Source organism: Idiomarina aminovorans, assembly GCF_023155095.1.
GTDB classification, from domain to species: Bacteria; Pseudomonadota; Gammaproteobacteria; order Enterobacterales; family Alteromonadaceae; genus Idiomarina; species Idiomarina aminovorans.
The window spans coordinates 30,703-46,718 of the sequence record NZ_JAKNDA010000003.1 but is presented as its reverse complement, the minus strand read 5'-3'; the positions used below and the strand labels follow the sequence as shown (position 1 = coordinate 46,718).

General features: G+C 45.1%; 17 protein-coding genes and 1 tRNA gene. 11 read left to right on the top strand and 7 right to left on the bottom strand.

What is annotated here, in order from left to right:
• Nucleotides 1-4: 4 nt before the first annotated feature.
• Nucleotides 5-454 carry a DNA polymerase III subunit chi gene (locus L8G48_RS06840; protein ID WP_248263858.1) on the bottom strand — a complete coding sequence of 150 codons (450 nt, stop codon included), beginning with the start codon at nt 452-454 and terminating at the stop codon, nt 5-7.
• Nucleotide 455: 1 nt separating this feature from the next.
• A complete protein-coding gene (gene pepA / locus L8G48_RS06835) occupies nt 456-1,961 on the bottom strand; it encodes a leucyl aminopeptidase (RefSeq protein WP_248263857.1) in 1,506 nt (501 codons plus the stop codon).
• A gap of 133 nt (nt 1,962-2,094) precedes the next feature.
• Here pepA and lptF point away from each other — a divergent pair, with 133 nt between their 5' ends.
• Together lptF and lptG are read left to right on the top strand one after the other, a co-directional pair.
• The gene (gene lptF / locus L8G48_RS06830; RefSeq protein WP_248263856.1) at nt 2,095-3,204 is read left to right on the top strand and encodes an LPS export ABC transporter permease LptF; all 1,110 of its coding nucleotides are present in this window, start codon (nt 2,095-2,097) and stop codon (nt 3,202-3,204) included.
• The gene (gene lptG / locus L8G48_RS06825) at nt 3,204-4,274 is read left to right on the top strand and encodes an LPS export ABC transporter permease LptG (RefSeq protein ID WP_248263855.1); all 1,071 of its coding nucleotides are present in this window, start codon (nt 3,204-3,206) and stop codon (nt 4,272-4,274) included. Before lptF ends, lptG begins: the two co-directional genes overlap by 1 nt.
• A 20-nt stretch (nt 4,275-4,294) precedes the next feature.
• Here the strand turns inward: lptG and L8G48_RS06820 are convergent, their stop codons facing one another.
• On the bottom strand, nt 4,295-4,804 hold the full coding sequence (locus tag L8G48_RS06820; protein WP_248263854.1) for an RDD family protein: 510 nt from the start codon (nt 4,802-4,804) through the stop codon (nt 4,295-4,297).
• Between the two features lie 196 nt (nt 4,805-5,000).
• On the opposite strand from L8G48_RS06820, the gene L8G48_RS06815 reads away from it, so the two are divergent.
• Nucleotides 5,001-5,086, top strand: a tRNA-Leu gene (locus L8G48_RS06815).
• Nucleotides 5,087-5,296: 210 nt separating this feature from the next.
• On the opposite strand, the gene L8G48_RS06810 is transcribed toward L8G48_RS06815, so the two are convergent.
• From L8G48_RS06810 to L8G48_RS06795, 4 genes are all read right to left on the bottom strand, one after another.
• Complete coding sequence (locus L8G48_RS06810) at nt 5,297-6,268, bottom strand: IS30 family transposase (RefSeq protein ID WP_248263853.1); 972 nt, start codon at nt 6,266-6,268, stop codon at nt 5,297-5,299.
• Nucleotides 6,269-6,382: 114 nt separating this feature from the next.
• Nucleotides 6,383-8,407 carry a deaminase gene (locus L8G48_RS06805; protein WP_248263852.1) on the bottom strand — a complete coding sequence of 675 codons (2,025 nt, stop codon included), beginning with the start codon at nt 8,405-8,407 and terminating at the stop codon, nt 6,383-6,385.
• Nucleotides 8,408-8,619: 212 nt separating this feature from the next.
• Entirely contained in the window at nt 8,620-9,207 is a 588-nt protein-coding gene (locus L8G48_RS06800; protein WP_248263851.1) for a CBS domain-containing protein, read from the bottom strand.
• 37 nt (nt 9,208-9,244) lie between these two features.
• Nucleotides 9,245-9,601 (bottom strand): hypothetical protein, encoded by a 357-nt coding sequence (locus L8G48_RS06795; protein ID WP_248263850.1) that lies wholly within the window; start codon nt 9,599-9,601, stop codon nt 9,245-9,247.
• Nucleotides 9,602-9,794: 193 nt separating this feature from the next.
• Between L8G48_RS06795 and rnr the strand changes: the two genes are divergently transcribed.
• From rnr to L8G48_RS06755, 8 genes are all read left to right on the top strand, one after another.
• Nucleotides 9,795-12,101, top strand: a complete 2,307-nt coding sequence (gene rnr, locus L8G48_RS06790; RefSeq protein ID WP_248263849.1) for a ribonuclease R — start codon at nt 9,795-9,797, stop codon at nt 12,099-12,101.
• Entirely contained in the window at nt 12,098-12,844 is a 747-nt protein-coding gene (rlmB, locus tag L8G48_RS06785; protein WP_248263848.1) for a 23S rRNA (guanosine(2251)-2'-O)-methyltransferase RlmB, read from the top strand. The genes rnr and rlmB overlap by 4 nt, the downstream gene beginning before the upstream one ends.
• Complete coding sequence (locus L8G48_RS06780; protein WP_248263847.1) at nt 12,834-13,265, top strand: signaling protein; 432 nt, start codon at nt 12,834-12,836, stop codon at nt 13,263-13,265. Before rlmB ends, L8G48_RS06780 begins: the two co-directional genes overlap by 11 nt.
• Nucleotides 13,266-13,402: 137 nt before the next feature.
• A complete protein-coding gene (gene rpsF, locus L8G48_RS06775; RefSeq protein WP_248263846.1) occupies nt 13,403-13,753 on the top strand; it encodes a 30S ribosomal protein S6 in 351 nt (116 codons plus the stop codon).
• Between the two features lie 24 nt (nt 13,754-13,777).
• Nucleotides 13,778-14,077 carry a primosomal replication protein N gene (gene priB / locus L8G48_RS06770; protein WP_248263845.1) on the top strand — a complete coding sequence of 100 codons (300 nt, stop codon included), beginning with the start codon at nt 13,778-13,780 and terminating at the stop codon, nt 14,075-14,077.
• A 10-nt stretch (nt 14,078-14,087) separates the two neighbouring features.
• The gene (gene rpsR, locus L8G48_RS06765) at nt 14,088-14,315 is read left to right on the top strand and encodes a 30S ribosomal protein S18 (protein ID WP_011235166.1); all 228 of its coding nucleotides are present in this window, start codon (nt 14,088-14,090) and stop codon (nt 14,313-14,315) included.
• Between the two features lie 41 nt (nt 14,316-14,356).
• The gene (rplI, locus tag L8G48_RS06760) at nt 14,357-14,806 is read left to right on the top strand and encodes a 50S ribosomal protein L9 (protein WP_248263844.1); all 450 of its coding nucleotides are present in this window, start codon (nt 14,357-14,359) and stop codon (nt 14,804-14,806) included.
• A 161-nt stretch (nt 14,807-14,967) separates the two neighbouring features.
• On the top strand, nt 14,968-15,930 hold the full coding sequence (locus tag L8G48_RS06755) for a DUF4097 family beta strand repeat-containing protein (RefSeq protein WP_248263843.1): 963 nt from the start codon (nt 14,968-14,970) through the stop codon (nt 15,928-15,930).
• Nucleotides 15,931-16,016: the final 86 nt, after the last annotated feature.

Sequence of the window (16,016 nt, the reverse complement as noted above, 5' to 3'; positions counted from 1 at the left end):
AACCTTACTTCTGTTCGGATGTCAGGGGCTCGGTGCGCATTTGGCAACCGCGCGCTCTGTAATGTTTGTAACGCTCGCGAGCTATGTTTTTGCCATTATCATCAGCAGGAACAATATCGTACAGCTGTTGGCTTTGTTGAGCTTGTACCGGAATGTCTTCAGCCAAATTAAATAGCGCATACCCCGGTCGGCTTTTTACCGCGTCAGCCTCGGGCCAGCAAAATTCAACCGGGGCACCTGTAGCCGGCCCCTCACCATGCAAGTTGTGCGGAATAAATGCATCGCTCGGCTGTTGCCACAATAACTCGTCCAGCGCTTCAGCCTGCTGTTGATTGCGAGCCCATACCCGCACTTTTTTATGCTTGCGGTACAAACTTGCTATCTTAACGCAAATAAGGCGATTTTGCTCGCTTTCAGCTTCGTCCGGCATTAAGAAAAAAGTGGCTGACGGCATTTTATTCTGCCGCCTCAGCGCTGCACCGGTTAATTAAAAACTGTGTCAGTAAAGGTACCGGACGACCGGTAGAACCTTTGTCTTTACCGCCTTGCCAGGCTGTTCCCGCTATATCCATGTGCGCCCAATGATACTTCCTGGTGTAACGTGACAGGAAGCAAGCGGCAGTAATTGTGCCTGCATCGCGGCCACCGATATTCGCCATGTCGGCAAAAGGACTGTCCAGCATTGACTGGTACTCATCCCAGAGCGGCATGCGCCAGGCTTTGTCGCCACTTTGTTGGGCGGCATTGAGAATTTCATGCGCTAATGGATTGTGCTGGCTGAGTACGGCTGAAGCATGGCCACCTAAGGCTACAACGCAGGCGCCTGTTAACGTCGCCAAGTCAATGACCGATTCAGGTTCAAAACGCTCAATATAGGTAAGCGTATCGCATAGCACTAGCCGGCCTTCGGCGTCGGTATTGAGTACTTCAACAGTCTGACCACTCATGGTGGTTAAGATGTCACCGGGGCGATAGGCTTTGCCATCCGGCATGTTTTCACAGCCAGCAATGGCAGCAACGACGTTTATCGGTAATTGCAGTTCGGCCAGGGCTTGCATCGCCCCTAAAACGCCCGCTGCACCGCCCATGTCGTATTTCATTTCATCCATGTTGGCGGAAGGCTTTATTGAAATACCACCGGAGTCAAAGGTCAGGCCTTTACCCACAAGCACAACAGGTGCCTGGTCATCAGGTGCACCCTTATAATGCATCAAGGTTAAAACCGATTCCTGCTCTGAACCACGACCAACCGCTAAATAAGCGTTCATTCCCAGCTTTTCCATCTCGGCTTCTTCAACGGTTGTGACGCTTACATTGTCGTAGTTATCGGCCATTAATTTGGCCTGGTCGGCTAAATAACGGGGGGTACAGATGTTAGGCGGCATATTCGCTACGTTACGGCAAACATCCATACCCGTAGCAACGGCCAATGCGTGTTGCACAGCCTGTTCACCTAAAGTGAGCTCTTTACGGCTCGGGACATTAAAAACCAGCTTACGCAATGGGCGACGAGGTTCTTCTTTTTTACTTTTTAGCTCATTGAAGTTGTACAATGTTGCCCGCGCAGCTTCCACTGCCTGACGTACCTTCCAGTAAGTGTCACGGCCTTTAACGTGTAATTCACTAAGGAAGCAAACGGCTTCCATTGAACCGGTTTCGTTCAAAGTGTTCATAGTGCGGGCAATAATTTGACGATACTGGCGCTCGTCAAGCTCGCGTTCTTTACCGCAGCCGACCAGCAAAACCCGTTCGGCAAGAATGTTAGGGACATGATGTAACAGCAGAACCTGGCCTGATTTGCCTTCAAGGTCTCCGCGGCGCAATAAATTGCTTAAATAACCATCACTGACTTTGTCTAATTGTTCGGCAACGCCCGACAGACGACGAGGTTCAAACACGCCAACAACGATACACGCTGAACGCTGCTTTTCCGGATTACCACTTTTTACGCTGAACTCCATGACAGTGCTCCTGTTTCAGGTGGCTTCAATGCCTGCTATAGTTTCGCTATAAAGACACTTTGTTGTTAAAATAACAAGTTTACTTAAAAATCACAGCTATTCCAGTAAAAACCTAAGTTATGAGTGAACACCAGTGCGCATATTCCGATATTTGATCAGTGAAACCCTGAAGTCGCAGCTTGCTGTGCTTTTTATTCTGATGACGATTTTTGTCAGTCAGAAATTTGTCCGTGTTTTATCGGATGCGTCAGAAGGAGATATTCCCGGAGCGATTATTTTTCAGCTGTTGTCGCTGAACCTACCGGCGCTACTGTCGCTAATTTTGCCCCTTAGCTTGTTTCTCGGGATTTTACTGGCTCATGGGCGCATCTACGCAGACAATGAAATGACGGTTTTACATGCCTGCGGAGTGAGTGAGTGGTATGTGACCCGAGTCACTCTGGTGTTGTCATTGGTGCTGGCGCTGGTCACTGCATCTTTCACGTTATGGCTGGTGCCATGGTCACTCGAGCAGGAACAAAAACTGGAAGATAAGGCGCGTTCAGAAAGTGGGTTAACGGCATTAATGCCAGGCCGTTTTCAGCAGGCGAGCAACCGCAAAGCTGTTATTTTCGTACAGGGTGTTGGCGATAATGGTGATCTTGAAGAAGTGTTTGTTGCGCAACACTCTCATAGCCAGGGCGAACTTCAGTCGGGCAGCGTGGTTATGGCTAAAACGGGGAAAGTGATTAGTGAAACAACTGGTTCGCAATGGTTAGAGCTTGGACAAGGAAAGCGGTACGCCGGCGATAACGACAGTTATCAGATGATGTTGTTTGACCGTTACCAATTACAGATTAAAGAACAACAGACGAGCCAACAATTAAGAAAACTAGAGGCTTACCCTACGGTTGAGCTGATGTCGCAAAGCGAGCCTGCGGCCGTTGCTGAATTGCAGTGGCGCATTGCCATTCCTCTGGCAATGCCGCTATTAACGCTTATTGCCGTGCCCTTAAGCCGGGTGAACCCCCGACAGGGAAAGTTTGGTCGAATGGCTCCGGCTTTATTAATTTACCTGGGCTACTTTTTATTGCTAATGGCGGCCAAGTCGGCCATTCGTGATGGCGTTATTCCGCCTGCTATTGGTTTATGGTGGATACACTTTATTTTGCTTGTGTTTGGATGGGTATTGGTAGGTAAAGACCGGCCGCTCGGTTTGAGATTATTGGCAAACTTGCGCTTTGGCGCGTCCCGGGGGCATTAATGTTTAGTATATTAGATAAATACATTGGTCTTGCGGTACTGCGCACATCACTTTTAAGTTTAGCGGTGCTGACTGGCTTATCCTCATTAATTCGTTTTGTTGAGCAATTAAAGTCTGTCGGCCGGGGCGATTACGATGTTACCGATGCAGCGCTATTCGTGTTTTACAGTTTGCCGCGAGACGTTGAAACCTTTTTCCCAATGGCTGCTTTACTTGGGGGGCTCATTGGTGTCGGTATGCTGGCTAGTAGCTCTGAGTTGGTGGTAATGATGGCCGCCGGGCGCTCCAGGCTGAACATTATTGGTGCTGTGATGAAATCAGCCATCATTATGATGGTGGCAGTTATGGCTATTGGCGAATGGATAGCGCCGCCAATGGAGTCTCAGGGGCGGGCAATTCGCTCACAAGCTATTTCAGGTGGTAGTTTAATTTCAGCGCAACAAGGTGTCTGGGCAAAAGATGGTTCTGATTTTATTAATATTGGTGAAGTTGAAGACACGGGTCGTCTGAACGATGTGCTGGTTTACGATTTTAACGACAACCGCGAGTTGCGACAGGTGACTTATGCTCGTACGGCGAGTTTTAGCGGCGATAAATGGCGAATGCAACAGGTGACCGTGACTAAACTGAGTGACAACCAAATGGTAAAGGATGAAAAATCGAGTATGGTTTGGCAGTCAAGTTTAACGCCCGATAAGCTCGGCGTTGTCACCATTAAGCCAGAGTCGCTTTCTATTACCGGTTTACTGGATTACTTAACCTACCTGGAAAGTAACCAACAATCTGCAGAACGTTATGAATTGGCACTATGGCGTAAACTTTTTGCACCAATAACTGTGGCGGTTATGCTTTTAGTGGCTTTGTCCTTTATCTTTGGACCTCTTCGTTCTACTACGATGGGAGCAAGAGTTTTGCTGGGCGTTATTACCGGTTTTGGCTTTCATGTCAGTAATGAGATTTTCGGCCCGCTGGCGCAGGTTTATCAAATACCGCCTGTTTTGGGCGCTTTATTGCCCAGTCTGTTGTTTGCCGGTATTGCAGTGTATTTTATGCGAGGGCGTAATGCCTGATAACAGGTCTTACTGATAGGTTAGAGCTCGTTCCAATAAAACAGTTGGTTGGCTTCTTTTGATAAGGTAACAACGTCTGTTCCGGCAGCATAATCCTGCCACGCACGGCGGTGTTTAAAATCAACCAAAACCCAGACATTGCCGAGTCCCGCACAACATGTCAGGAGTCTTATTAACACCTGGCGGTTCGTCAAACGTGAACCATCGCGGTTTTGAAGTTTTAAGCGCCAGGCCCGCATGCCTAACGTTTGTCCTGAACGTTTCCAGAACCAGCCGAAAAAACCAGCGACAATAGCAACAAGATATAAACTGTACCAGGGACCTTGAGCCAGCCATGCCGCATGATCCATTCCTTCGGGTAAGACCAGCCAGTTAAAAGCAGTTAGCAGTGCAGAGAACAGCAAGGCCAGAGCTGAAGCCAGCATGATAATAGCAACGGCTACCAGAAAGTCGTAAACCCAGGAGACAAAACGTCTTGGAAAGCTTGCGCTGGGGAAACTGGCGTGTAGTTTTTGTGCTTCGGAACTCATCTGGAACTCGTTTAAATCAGTCGTAGTGTGATCATACCATGAGCAAAGTGCAGTGACATCTGGATTAGCTGTACAAGGAATCAACAGTTGGAGAGGTTCTAAGGTATTTTCGTGAATTATTGCTTGATTAGCGAGGGTTGACGGGTATAATCCTGTCCCGTTGCTTTGTTGCGCAACGCATTCACCTTATCTGCATGGCGCTGTGGTGGAATTGGTAGACACGCCTGATTCAAAATCAGGTTCCTTCTGGGAGTGACGGTTCAAGTCCGTCCAGCGCCACCAAACCTCTCTTTCTCAATAGTTCAATTGAGGTCAAATTAGCGGGCTTATAAGACACGCTTGTCAAAGTGAGAATAGTTTAGTTTGAGAAACATTAACTAATTTGCCCTGCTAAATAGCATCAATCTTTGGATGAGTTTTCTAAAGCTAATTCAGCAGGCGAGATTCTCAGTCCGTTGAATTAGCTTTAAAAATTATAAAACCTAGATTCAACTAATAACTGCAACACTCGCTCATAGCCTGTTGCAATTGCTCTTTAAAAATTATGTCTGGCTGAATAAAGCCCAGGGTTTTCCTGGGACGTAAATTCAAGCGCTGCTGATATTTAGCCATCAGCTTGTTGGTTACCGAGCGTAAGTCAGTGCCTTTTGGCACGTATTGACGCAATAACCCGTTCGCATTTTCGTTCGCGCCGCGCTGATACGAAGCATACGGATCTGCAAAATAAACGTCGGTATCCAGCGATTTTGCTATGCGCTCATGATCAGCGAATTCTAGGCCATTATCGGCCGTAATGCTGTGTGCCAGAGCTTTAAAGGGCTGCAGCATTTCTATAGTTGCTTCAGCAACGGCATCAGCCTGTTTGCTTGTGACTTTTTTCACAACATAAAACCGGCTTTTACGCTCTAAAAGCGTAACGATAGCACCGGTTCCACGCTTGCCGATAACGGTATCGATTTCCCAGTCGCCATAGCGGGCCCGGTCATCAATAATTGCTGGCCGGTCGTGTATAGAGCGACGGCCTAAAATGCGACCTCGTTGCTTATGCAGGCGCTTTTTATAGCGTCTTAACCGGTGGTGAAGGTGAGTAAATAAACCACCACCGCCGTAAAAATCAGCCAGGATATAATTGTAAATCCACTCGTGACTGACTGGATAACTTAAGCGTTTGCAGATAGCCGATATCTGCTCCGGGCCCCAGTCCATCTCGAGCATAAGCTCTACGGCGTTTCGGGTATTCTCGCAAACCCGTTTGGGCTTTGGCTTTGAACGCCGTTTTAACGTGCGCTCCTGAGCCAGTTGAGGGTCATAAGACCCACACAAATTGTTGTTACGCCGCAACTCTCGATGGACGGTCGAGGGCGCAATGTTCAGCTTTTTTGCAATCTCTCGTTGTGAAAATTCTTCTGAGAGCAACGCAGAAATCTGGTATCGTTGTCCTTCGGTCAGCTGCCGATAACTCATGTTGGAACTCACTTTTTTGGTCGAAAAGTAAGACTACCACATGTTGGTAGCTGACCTCCTTGCGACCTATCCCATTACATGAGTGTTGCGGTTATTATCTGAATTCAGGAAATATTATTCAATAAATGGCTCTACTTCTGATACATGATAATATCCTCTTGAATTTTTAAATAATTTAAATATTACTTTTTCTGGATCAACATCATCAAGATAGGTAATTGTTTCTTCATCTGTTATCCTATAGTCGGATTTATGATTATCGCTGATCTTGTCAATCCACCACTGACCACTAGTTTTTCTCACGGTGCTAACGATTTCACCTTGTAGAATATCACCATTTTCATAGGTTTTACCGACCTCTACTGTGGGTGTTATTGAATTTGCAAGTAGGAAACTGTTTTTTCCGGAACTTAGCCTGAAATAAACTCTTAAGCCTTCAAATAAACTATCTTGATAATCAGGTTCGACACAAGACACTTTAAACCCATAATCGAAAGGGTAATTCTTTCTTAAAGGAGCAACTTTGTTGATCATATTAAAGCTTTCGGTTCCTCTATAAATTTTAATGTGAGATTTAAATTTAGTATTGAACACTTCTTCTTTTGAACTAGCGATGTCTTTTGCTGTTTTAATAGCTACGCAGATATCGTCTTGATTCTCACTGAGAGAATAGATTTCTAGAGGAGTCTTAATGCGAGGATTAGTGTATTCACCTTTTTTAGTGAAGATTGCTTGAGCATCTGCATCCTTCCTTTTTATCCGGCCACTTGAACCTAGCCCCATAGTAGAAAATAAATCTAAATAGCGATTAGGGCCAACACCTGTAAATGATAAAAAGGTTACCTTACCAGGGGTACATTCTTCAATGGATATCGCGTCATCGTGAAGTTCTGTTGCTTTACTTTTCGCGTATGGTTCTATATAGACAACTTTGCTTACACCACTTGCGATAATGTGTTTTGCACAGTTGTGACAAGGAAAAGTAGTACAGAACAAAGTTGTACCTTTTACGTCAGCACCAATTCGCAACGCACTCATTAAAGCTGACATTTCAGCGTGAACAACTCGGCCGAACTCTGTAAGATCTTTTAACCTTGTTTTTTCACGTAGTACTTTAACAATTTCTTCTTCTTTTAAACTGGCATCTGCCTCAGAAGTTTTTATTCGTGAATTAAAGATTAACGATTGGGCTATTTGTTTCGATAACTCATAGATTTCTCTTGAGTTAGCGTCATAGCCTAGCGCTGCGTCTCTTTTGTCGTTAAATACGTTGGTATTTTCTTCTGTTAAAGGTAGATAAGTTTCATCCGGCCAATACTTTCCGCCACCACTTTTTTGGACGTCATTTGAACCTGTGGCAATGATGTCATTCTCTTTCGAGGTAATGACTGCTCCAACTTGGCGCGAGAGATCTGCGGAGTTCACAGATGACATAAAAGCCATAAACATCGAGTGTTCCTCTGCTGTAGGGCTTATATTTGGAGCTCCGAGTATGAGGTCAATAAAGCGTTCGATAGTCGACTTTAAGTTTTCTTCTGTATTTACGAAAAAGTCGGATTGGACAAAAACTTTTGATATTTCATTTTTTTCTAAACTCTCGGCGACCTTATTAGCAAATTCATTTTCTGGGTTGGTCGAATATTTTAAAGAGTCGAGAACTCGATTTAAGTTTTTTCTTCTACTTTCTGGTGAACTGGTTAATCCAAATTGGAAAAAACCTTCCTTGTATAAAGATTTCAAGCAATCGGAATCTTTGGATTCGCTCAAATTGGTTACAAGATAAACAGTTCCTGGTTTTGCGTTCTCCTTGCAAAATTTTTGATTATCTTCCCTGCTGCTTTTAATCCTGTCGATAGCGAGAGATGCGCTAATTGAATTGAAAGGATTCTCTTTATTTAGTTTTTTTTGATATTTTTTTTGTTTTTCCAGTAAACGGAATGCTGTGCAGCCTGCCTCAGGCAAGTAATTTTCAGCTTCGCTAGGTTTATTCAGAATTAAGTTAGAGGTGGAGACAACTTGATAATGCCAATTGTGGTCTTGAAGAAGCGACTTTAGGCAATTAATCGTCTCTTCTTGGCTAACCCCGATCGGAGACGTCAACCCAAAAACAAGTTCATAGTAACTGGTGGTGAATTTCATATTTTTCCGTAAGTTTTTTGTAAAAAACTAAAGTTAACAGACTAGTTTGTCACACGACAACATCTTAGTTATGAAATAAGTATGAATAATATATACTATCTTTGACTGGCAGCACCATCGCGATCAGGAAAGTATGAAACGCGCCTTCTATAGGTAGCTGGTAGCTCGTTAGTTGCCAGAAGCACAAAAGCACTTCTGACATGCAGCCTGTTTTAGTCAATAATCTCATGATGATTTATTGCTGAAATAATTTCAGCAAAAGTTGAGGGTAGGTGATAGACGTTCACAGATTCACCTGTTAATTCAGCTATTTTAAGTGATGACACAACGCCACATACTTCTCCATCGTTAATCACGAGAAGAAAGTCGCGCCCACTGGCTTTGAGCGTTGCCGCTGCGTCACCGATTTTAGCTTTCTTTAAATCCTCAAGTTTTACCTGTGGTAGTGCGACCAGAGGTAACATCAACTCTTTTACCGCTAATTCGTGCCATCTAACTCGCTTGACTGCACTAAGTTGGGTCGCTTTGCGTCCATGAAGCTCTCTAAGTGCTAGTAAACCTGTCATCTCTCCGTTTGGGTTTTCTATGCAGGCATAGCGACGACTGGCACCTCGAAGCTTCTGCTCAGCGTCGTCAACCAGGGTGCTTTCCCTCATTTCGAGGGCAGACATTTTGGTAAAATCATCGACAACCTGCATAGCACTATCGTGCCAGCTAACTACTGGCTGGTGATCATAGTTGTGGCGTATTGCAATTGTATCGGCTGCAGAAGACCATTGAATTTCTTTAAACTCACTCATGACATACTCCTTTAAAAATTAGAAAACAACAGAATTTTTAAAGGTGAGCGGGTGGTCCGCGAACGAGATGCCAGTTCCACCGAGTGAGTTTCCGCTTACTTTGCCCCTGAGCAAGAGGAGCAAGCGACGGAACGCTTTGAAACACTCTTGCTGAAACATCTATTGCTTCATCGAATTCAGGTTCTTCAGCCTGAACCTCAAAAACAGGTGACGAGAAATCGGCAACGAAAACTGAGTCAGGGGCCGGCTGATTTGTGACATGTTTATCGCCGCTTTCGGCGGATGCCACATAGCTGGCGGTATTAAGTAGGATAAGCAACAAGCACAGCACTAGCTGATAGCATCCTTTTTGGAGCCAGTTTAAGTTAGCTTTATGTACTGCGTGTTTTTGCATGTCTTTGATCGTAGTAAATGTTTCAGCTCTCAAATTAGAGTATACAAGACAATTCGACAACTCATTTTTATCAATTAGATAGAATATGGGTACCTTTTGTTCAAAATACAAGCTAAGCACTGACATTATGAAATTCAACACGTATACTGTTGCCCATCGGTCCTCCTTAACCGTAAAACTACAATAGGATTCTATGTCAGATAATCAACAGCACAACAGTACGCCAGAATATGAAGTTGAAATTCCAGGCCGTGAGCAATTACTCGAACTCGTCACGTCAAACAATAAGCCGGTCCATTTTGACGAGTTTATTAGTCATTTTAGCTTAGACGATGAACGTCAGGCAGTTGGTCTGAAACGTCGCTTACGCGCTATGGAGCGTGACGGGCAGCTTATATACAGTAAAGCCAATGCGTATGGTTTGCCTGAGCGTATGGATTTGATTAAAGGTCGTATTATTGGTCATAAAGACGGTTTTGGGTTCTGTCAGACCGAAGACGGCGGCAAAGATCTTTTCATTCCACATCATCAAATGTATTCGGTATTACATGGCGACAGAGTGTTGGTGAAAACCAGCGGGAAAGACAGCCGCGGCCGCACTGAAGGGCGTATCGTGCGAGTCACTGAGCCCCGTGACAGTAATATTGTCGGGCGTTACTTTATAGAGCATGGCTTAGGTATTGTGGTTCCTGACGACGGCCGTATCAGTCAGGATGTTCTGATTCCGGATGCCGATAAGAATGGCGCTCGTCATGGTCAGTTGGTAGTGGTTGATATTACCCGTAGACCCAATCGACGCACCAGCCCTATTGGCCGGGTGAGCGAAGTGTTGGGTGAGCACATGGCACCGGGCATGGAAATTCAGGTTGCTATTCGAGAACACGATATACCGACTGAATGGCCTGCGGAAGTCGATGAAGAATTGAAGAAATACAGCGAAGAAGTGCCTGCTGAGGCCTATGAAGGGCGTAAAGATTTACGCGACTTACCATTAATTACTATTGATGGTGAAGATTCACGTGATTTTGACGACGCAGTCTGCTGTATACCAGAAAATAAAGGCTGGCGCTTATGGGTAGCCATTGCCGATGTGTCTTACTATGTGCGACCTGATACAATGCTTGATAAAGCGGCAACTGAGCGTGGTAATTCGGTGTACTTCCCGAGCAATGTTATTCCGATGCTGCCGGAAAAGTTGTCTAACGGATTATGTTCTTTGAATCCTGATGTTGACCGCTTGTGCATGGTTGCAGAAATGGAGTTAGGTCCACGCGGTAAGCTAAAATCTACTCAGTTTTACCCGGCGGTCATGAAAAGCCATGCACGGCTGACTTACGGTAAAGTGAAAAAGCTGCTTGATGGCGATGAAGAGTTACAGCGTCAGTACCAGCATGTGATGGACAATGTGCAGGAGCTGGAGCGACTTTACAATGCGTTAAGTGCAGCTCGTAAGCGCCGCTCAGCTATTGAGTTTGATACGCAGGAAACGCGCTTTATTTTTAATGCTGAGCGTAAAATTGAAAATATCGAACCCGTTAAGCGGCATGTAGCCCATAAAATCATTGAAGAATGCATGATTATGGCAAATGTCGCGTCTGCTCAACTTATTGAATCCGATAAAGAAGTGGGTGCCTTGTTCCGTGTGCATGAAACTCCGGCTGATGAGCGACTTAATAACTTTCGGAGCTTCCTTGGTGAGCTGGGTCTGAATCTGGAAGGTGGTGATGAGCCGTCTCCAAAGGATTACGCGATACTGCTGGAACAAGTTAAAGAACGCCAGGATCATGAATTGATTGAAACCATGTTGTTACGTTCTATGCGCCAAGCGGTTTATCAGGCCGAGAATAAAGGGCATTTCGGGTTATCGCTAAAGTCTTATGCTCACTTCACCTCACCTATTCGTCGTTATCCGGATCTCATTTTGCATCGGGCAATAAAGGCGATTCTGCACAAGCGCGAGAGTGAAGAAAAAGGATTAGTTGGCGCATGGGCATACTCAGAGAAGCAGTTAGATGAGTTGGGTGTTCATACATCGATGACCGAGCGTCGTGCCGATGACGCAACTCGTCAGGTTGATGAATGGCTGAAATGCGAGTTTATGCTCGACCATGTGGGGATGGAGTTTGAAGGGGTTATTTCATCGGTCACTAATTTTGGTCTCTTCGTGCGCTTAAGTGATTACCAGATTGATGGACTTATTCATATCAGTAACCTTGATAATGATTACTATAACTTTGATCAGCAAAAAGGCATGTTGGTTGGAGAAAATAGCCACAGCGTTTTCCGTCTGGGTGACAATGTAAAAGTCAAAGTAAAAGACGTCAATCTTGATGATCGTAAAATAGATTTAACCTTACTCGAAGCAACCAGTCCGGGGGGGAAGAAACGCACTATGCCAGATAAAGGTTCAGCAAAGGGTAAAAGGAAAGGACAACCCCGGGGCAAAGGAAGTCAACGAAAAGGCAACAACCGCGGCGGCAAAGGGCATAATAAGTCATGAGTCAAAAAGTGACAGTGTTCGGCTTGCATGCGGTGCGCGCAATATTAAAAAAACACCCTGATCGTCTGGTTGAATTATATGTTTCCAAAGAGCGCCAGGACGACTCCGTGCGGGAGATTGTCAATCAATGCCATTCGGTAGGAATTCGACCGCAATGGGTGCCTAAGCAGGCTTTGGAAAAACGTGCCGAGGGCGGTAATCACCAGGGAGTTGTAGCAACGGTGCATTCGCCTCCTACCTTAACCGAGCATGATTTACCCGAACTGCTGGAGGAAAGTCAGCAAGCGGGATTGTTTTTGGTGCTCGATGGTGTGACAGACCCGCATAATTTGGGAGCCTGTTTACGTACCGCTGATGCGGCGGGAGTTACTGGTTTTATTGTGCCAAAGGATAAGTCCGCTCAGATTACACCGACGGTTCGTAAGGTCGCATCCGGCGCTGCTGAAAATGTGCCTTTGATTGTTGTGACCAATTTAGCCAGAGCTCTGCGGGACTTACAAGAGCTGGGTGTCTGGGTTTATGGCACAGCCGGGGAGGCAACTCACTCTGTTTTCGACGTTGACTTCACCGGGGCGGTGGCGCTGGTAATGGGGGCTGAAGGTAAAGGTATGAGACGCCTGACTCGCGAAACCTGCGATGACTTAGTGTCCATCCCTTTATCCGGTAGTGTCAGTAGCTTAAATGTTTCCGTCGCCAGTGGCGTCTGCTTATTTGAGGTTGTCAGACAACGAAATGGATCTTAAACGCCGCCTTTTGCCAATAGCTATTGCTCTGGCTGTGATTGCTATTTTGTTCATTAGCTGGACGCCCAACTGGGAATCTTCTACCTGGCTGCGTTCAGAAAAGCCTTATGTCGCTTTCCGGTTTGAATTGGAGAGCAATGCCGCCAAGTCGGTAGAAAATATGGCTTTTGATATCAGCAATCGGCTGGATGTAAGACATGAATGGCATCGAGTGGAAGATGGTGCCGCACAGTGGCAGGTCACTCTGGTGTTCAAGGAACAGCAGAACAGGGTACAAATTGACGCCACCGTGAGACGCCGGGAGAAGATTGTAGACCATATTGTCGTGCGCGGCGAAACAGCGGTCGCTAACGAATTAGCTGACCGAGTTGTCGCGTTACTCAGTTCCCGCATTGAAAAAGCCCATAAAAACACCGATTAATTTGCAATTGGTATTCATTTTAGTTAGTATCTCGCGGCTTAAATCAGCCATATTTTAATTTTACTGAATGTGTTCCTTGCTTCTATGTTAGTGCGGCTGAGCTAAACTGAGGCTATACGAACCAAAAGGAAACTGTAATGCGTCATTACGAAATCGTATTTATGGTCCACCCGGACCAAAGCGAGCAAGTACCTGGCATGATCGAACGCTACAGCGAAACGATCAAGCAAGGTGGTGGTCAAATCCATCGTTTAGAAGACTGGGGTCGTCGTCAATTGGCTTACCCAATCAACAAGCTGCACAAAGCGCATTATGTTCTTTTGAACATTGAAGCGTCGACAGAAGTTGTGGAAGAGCTTGAAACTGCATTCCGTTTTAACGATGCAGTATTACGCAACATGATCATGCGTAAGAAAGAATCTGTTACAGAGCCTTCGCCGCTGACTAAGCCGAAGGAAGATCGTAAAGGTGACAGTGAAGCAGCGTAAGCTTGCTGACCTTCTATAAACTCTATGAATCGACTGCATTTAACCGGAACGTTAAGTAAAGTACCTAAGCTGGAAACCAGCCCTTCAGGTATTGAGCATTTACAATTGGTGATTGAACATCGGTCTATGCAACCGGAAGCTGGTATGAATCGCCAATCTTATGTGCGTATTCAAGTCGTTTTAAGTGGTGAAGGTTTACAACACTGGATAGAAAAATTGACGGTGGGTTGTGAAGTTCTGGCAGAAGGTTTTCTGCACCGACACGAGGATAGCAGTGGCTCACCTCGTTTGGTACTTCATGCTCAGCATCTCGAATTGATTTAAGGAGACCATCATGGCTCGTTTTTTTCGTCGCCGCAAATTCTGCCGCTTTAAAGCAGATGGCGTAAAAGAAATTGATTACAAAGATATCGCTACGCTTAAGAACTACATTACTGAAACTGGTAAAATCGTTCCTAGCCGTATTACTGGAACATCCGCTAAGTATCAGCGTCAGTTAGCGCGCGCTATCAAGCGTGCTCGTTATTTGTCACTGCTGCCTTATACTGATTCACATCAGTAAGCTAGCACCGGTTCGATTACCAAAAGTAGAGGTAGCGAGAAATGAATGTCATTTTGTTAGATAAAATTGCTAACTTGGGAAGCCTTGGCGATCAAGTCAGTGTGAAATCAGGTTATGCACGTAACTTTTTGTTCCCTCAGGGGAAAGCAGTACCAGCAACAAAAAGCAACGTTGAATTATTTGAGCAACGTCGTGCTGAGTATGAAGCAAAAGTCGCTGATCAATTAGCGGCTGCTGAAGCTCGTGCTGAGAAAGTTAATGCTTTAGATACAATTACTGTTGCTTCTAAAGCGGGTGATGAAGGTAAGTTATTTGGTTCTATCGGTACTCGCGATATCGCTGATGCAGTGACTGCTGCTGGCGTTGAAGTTAAGAAGAGCGAAGTATTAATGCCAAATGGTACATTACGTGAAGTGGGTGAGTTTGATATCGAACTGCACTTGCATTCCGATGTATTTGCAAACATTACGTTGAAAGTTGTAGCGGCTTAAGTCATTACACTTTTTGAAGAAGCTGCCTTTTGGCAGCTTTTTTTTTGCAAATTTTCCGCGGTGTAAACCTTCTTTGTCTGATGTCGTCTAAACTCACAAAGCAATACTGCCATTGTCATTATTGTCACTTGCCATACAAGAAATCTAAGCAGGAGTTAAAAATGAACAAGATATTTGGCTTCGTCGGATTATCGCTGCTGATGCTGAGTTCTGTTGTTGCAGCACAAGATAAAGTAGATGAAACATTGAGTGTCTCTCCGGGGGCCAGGGTTTCCATTGATAATATGAGAGGAAAAGTTGAACTCATCGTGAACGATAAAGATGAAGTTCGAGTCGTTGGTAAACTTGATGAGAAAGCTGAAAGTTTCATATTTGAACAACGGGGGAGTGGCGTTCACATTAATGTTAAGACGCCTGAGCAAGGCGGTTTTAATTTCTCGTCGAGCGATTCGGAAGGTTCTGATCTAAAAATTTACTTGCCAGAAACTATGGATATTCGTGTAAATGGTGTTTCTATGGATGTGACGGCAAACGCATTTACTGGCGGTTTGGAAATTCGCTTAGTCAGTGGGAACATTGACGTTAAAGAAATTAAAAACCAAGTCTTGCTGAAGACGGTAAGCGGCGATATAGACGCTGAGGCAGTTGAAGGTACAGTTCGTTTTGAAACGGTTAGTGGCGTTATTATGGATGTTAATAATGGCTCAGAATCGGCTACTTATCAGTCGGTAAGCGGGGGTGTAACAAGCCAGTCAGATTCCATTGCTGAACTGACCGTGCAAACTGTATCTGGCGATATTGATGTAAAAGCCGGTATGTTACGTGAAGCCAAACTGACAACTGTCAGTGGTGATGCCATATTGACTTCCGCTTTACACCGTAGCGCAAAACTCGAATCCAGCTCGGTGAGTGGTGACTTAACTTTTAAATGGATAGGTGAAATTGACTCAAGCTTTACTATAAAGTCGAATGCCGGTGGTGAAATTACCAACCGCTTAACAGAGGATACACCGAGTGAAGCTGAAAGGGGGCCATCTTCTCAGTTGGACTTTTCGGTAGGTGAGGGTAGTGCTAACGTGTCGGCAACAACGGTAAGCGGACAAATTACGCTGGAAAAACAGTAAATACTTTGGTTAAGTCTCGCTTTGCTTTCTAAATAAGAGGGGATTTTGTATAGTAACGCCTCTTATTCAATTCCCTTGGCGAGACA

Coding starts and splice junctions, on each gene's coding strand:
- L8G48_RS06840 (WP_248263858.1), bottom strand. CDS start 454: ATGCCGTCAGCCACTTTTTTCTTAATGCCGGACGAAGCTGAAAGCGAG.
- pepA (WP_248263857.1), bottom strand. CDS start 1,961: ATGGAGTTCAGCGTAAAAAGTGGTAATCCGGAAAAGCAGCGTTCAGCG.
- lptG (WP_248263855.1), top strand. CDS start 3,204: ATGTTTAGTATATTAGATAAATACATTGGTCTTGCGGTACTGCGCACA.
- L8G48_RS06820 (WP_248263854.1), bottom strand. CDS start 4,804: ATGAGTTCCGAAGCACAAAAACTACACGCCAGTTTCCCCAGCGCAAGC.
- L8G48_RS06810 (WP_248263853.1), bottom strand. CDS start 6,268: ATGAGTTATCGGCAGCTGACCGAAGGACAACGATACCAGATTTCTGCG.
- L8G48_RS06805 (WP_248263852.1), bottom strand. CDS start 8,407: ATGAAATTCACCACCAGTTACTATGAACTTGTTTTTGGGTTGACGTCT.
- L8G48_RS06800 (WP_248263851.1), bottom strand. CDS start 9,207: ATGAGTGAGTTTAAAGAAATTCAATGGTCTTCTGCAGCCGATACAATT.
- L8G48_RS06795 (WP_248263850.1), bottom strand. CDS start 9,601: ATGCAAAAACACGCAGTACATAAAGCTAACTTAAACTGGCTCCAAAAA.
- rnr (WP_248263849.1), top strand. CDS start 9,795: ATGTCAGATAATCAACAGCACAACAGTACGCCAGAATATGAAGTTGAA.
- rlmB (WP_248263848.1), top strand. CDS start 12,098: ATGAGTCAAAAAGTGACAGTGTTCGGCTTGCATGCGGTGCGCGCAATA.
- L8G48_RS06780 (WP_248263847.1), top strand. CDS start 12,834: ATGGATCTTAAACGCCGCCTTTTGCCAATAGCTATTGCTCTGGCTGTG.
- rpsF (WP_248263846.1), top strand. CDS start 13,403: ATGCGTCATTACGAAATCGTATTTATGGTCCACCCGGACCAAAGCGAG.
- priB (WP_248263845.1), top strand. CDS start 13,778: ATGAATCGACTGCATTTAACCGGAACGTTAAGTAAAGTACCTAAGCTG.
- rpsR (WP_011235166.1), top strand. CDS start 14,088: ATGGCTCGTTTTTTTCGTCGCCGCAAATTCTGCCGCTTTAAAGCAGAT.
- rplI (WP_248263844.1), top strand. CDS start 14,357: ATGAATGTCATTTTGTTAGATAAAATTGCTAACTTGGGAAGCCTTGGC.
- L8G48_RS06755 (WP_248263843.1), top strand. CDS start 14,968: ATGAACAAGATATTTGGCTTCGTCGGATTATCGCTGCTGATGCTGAGT.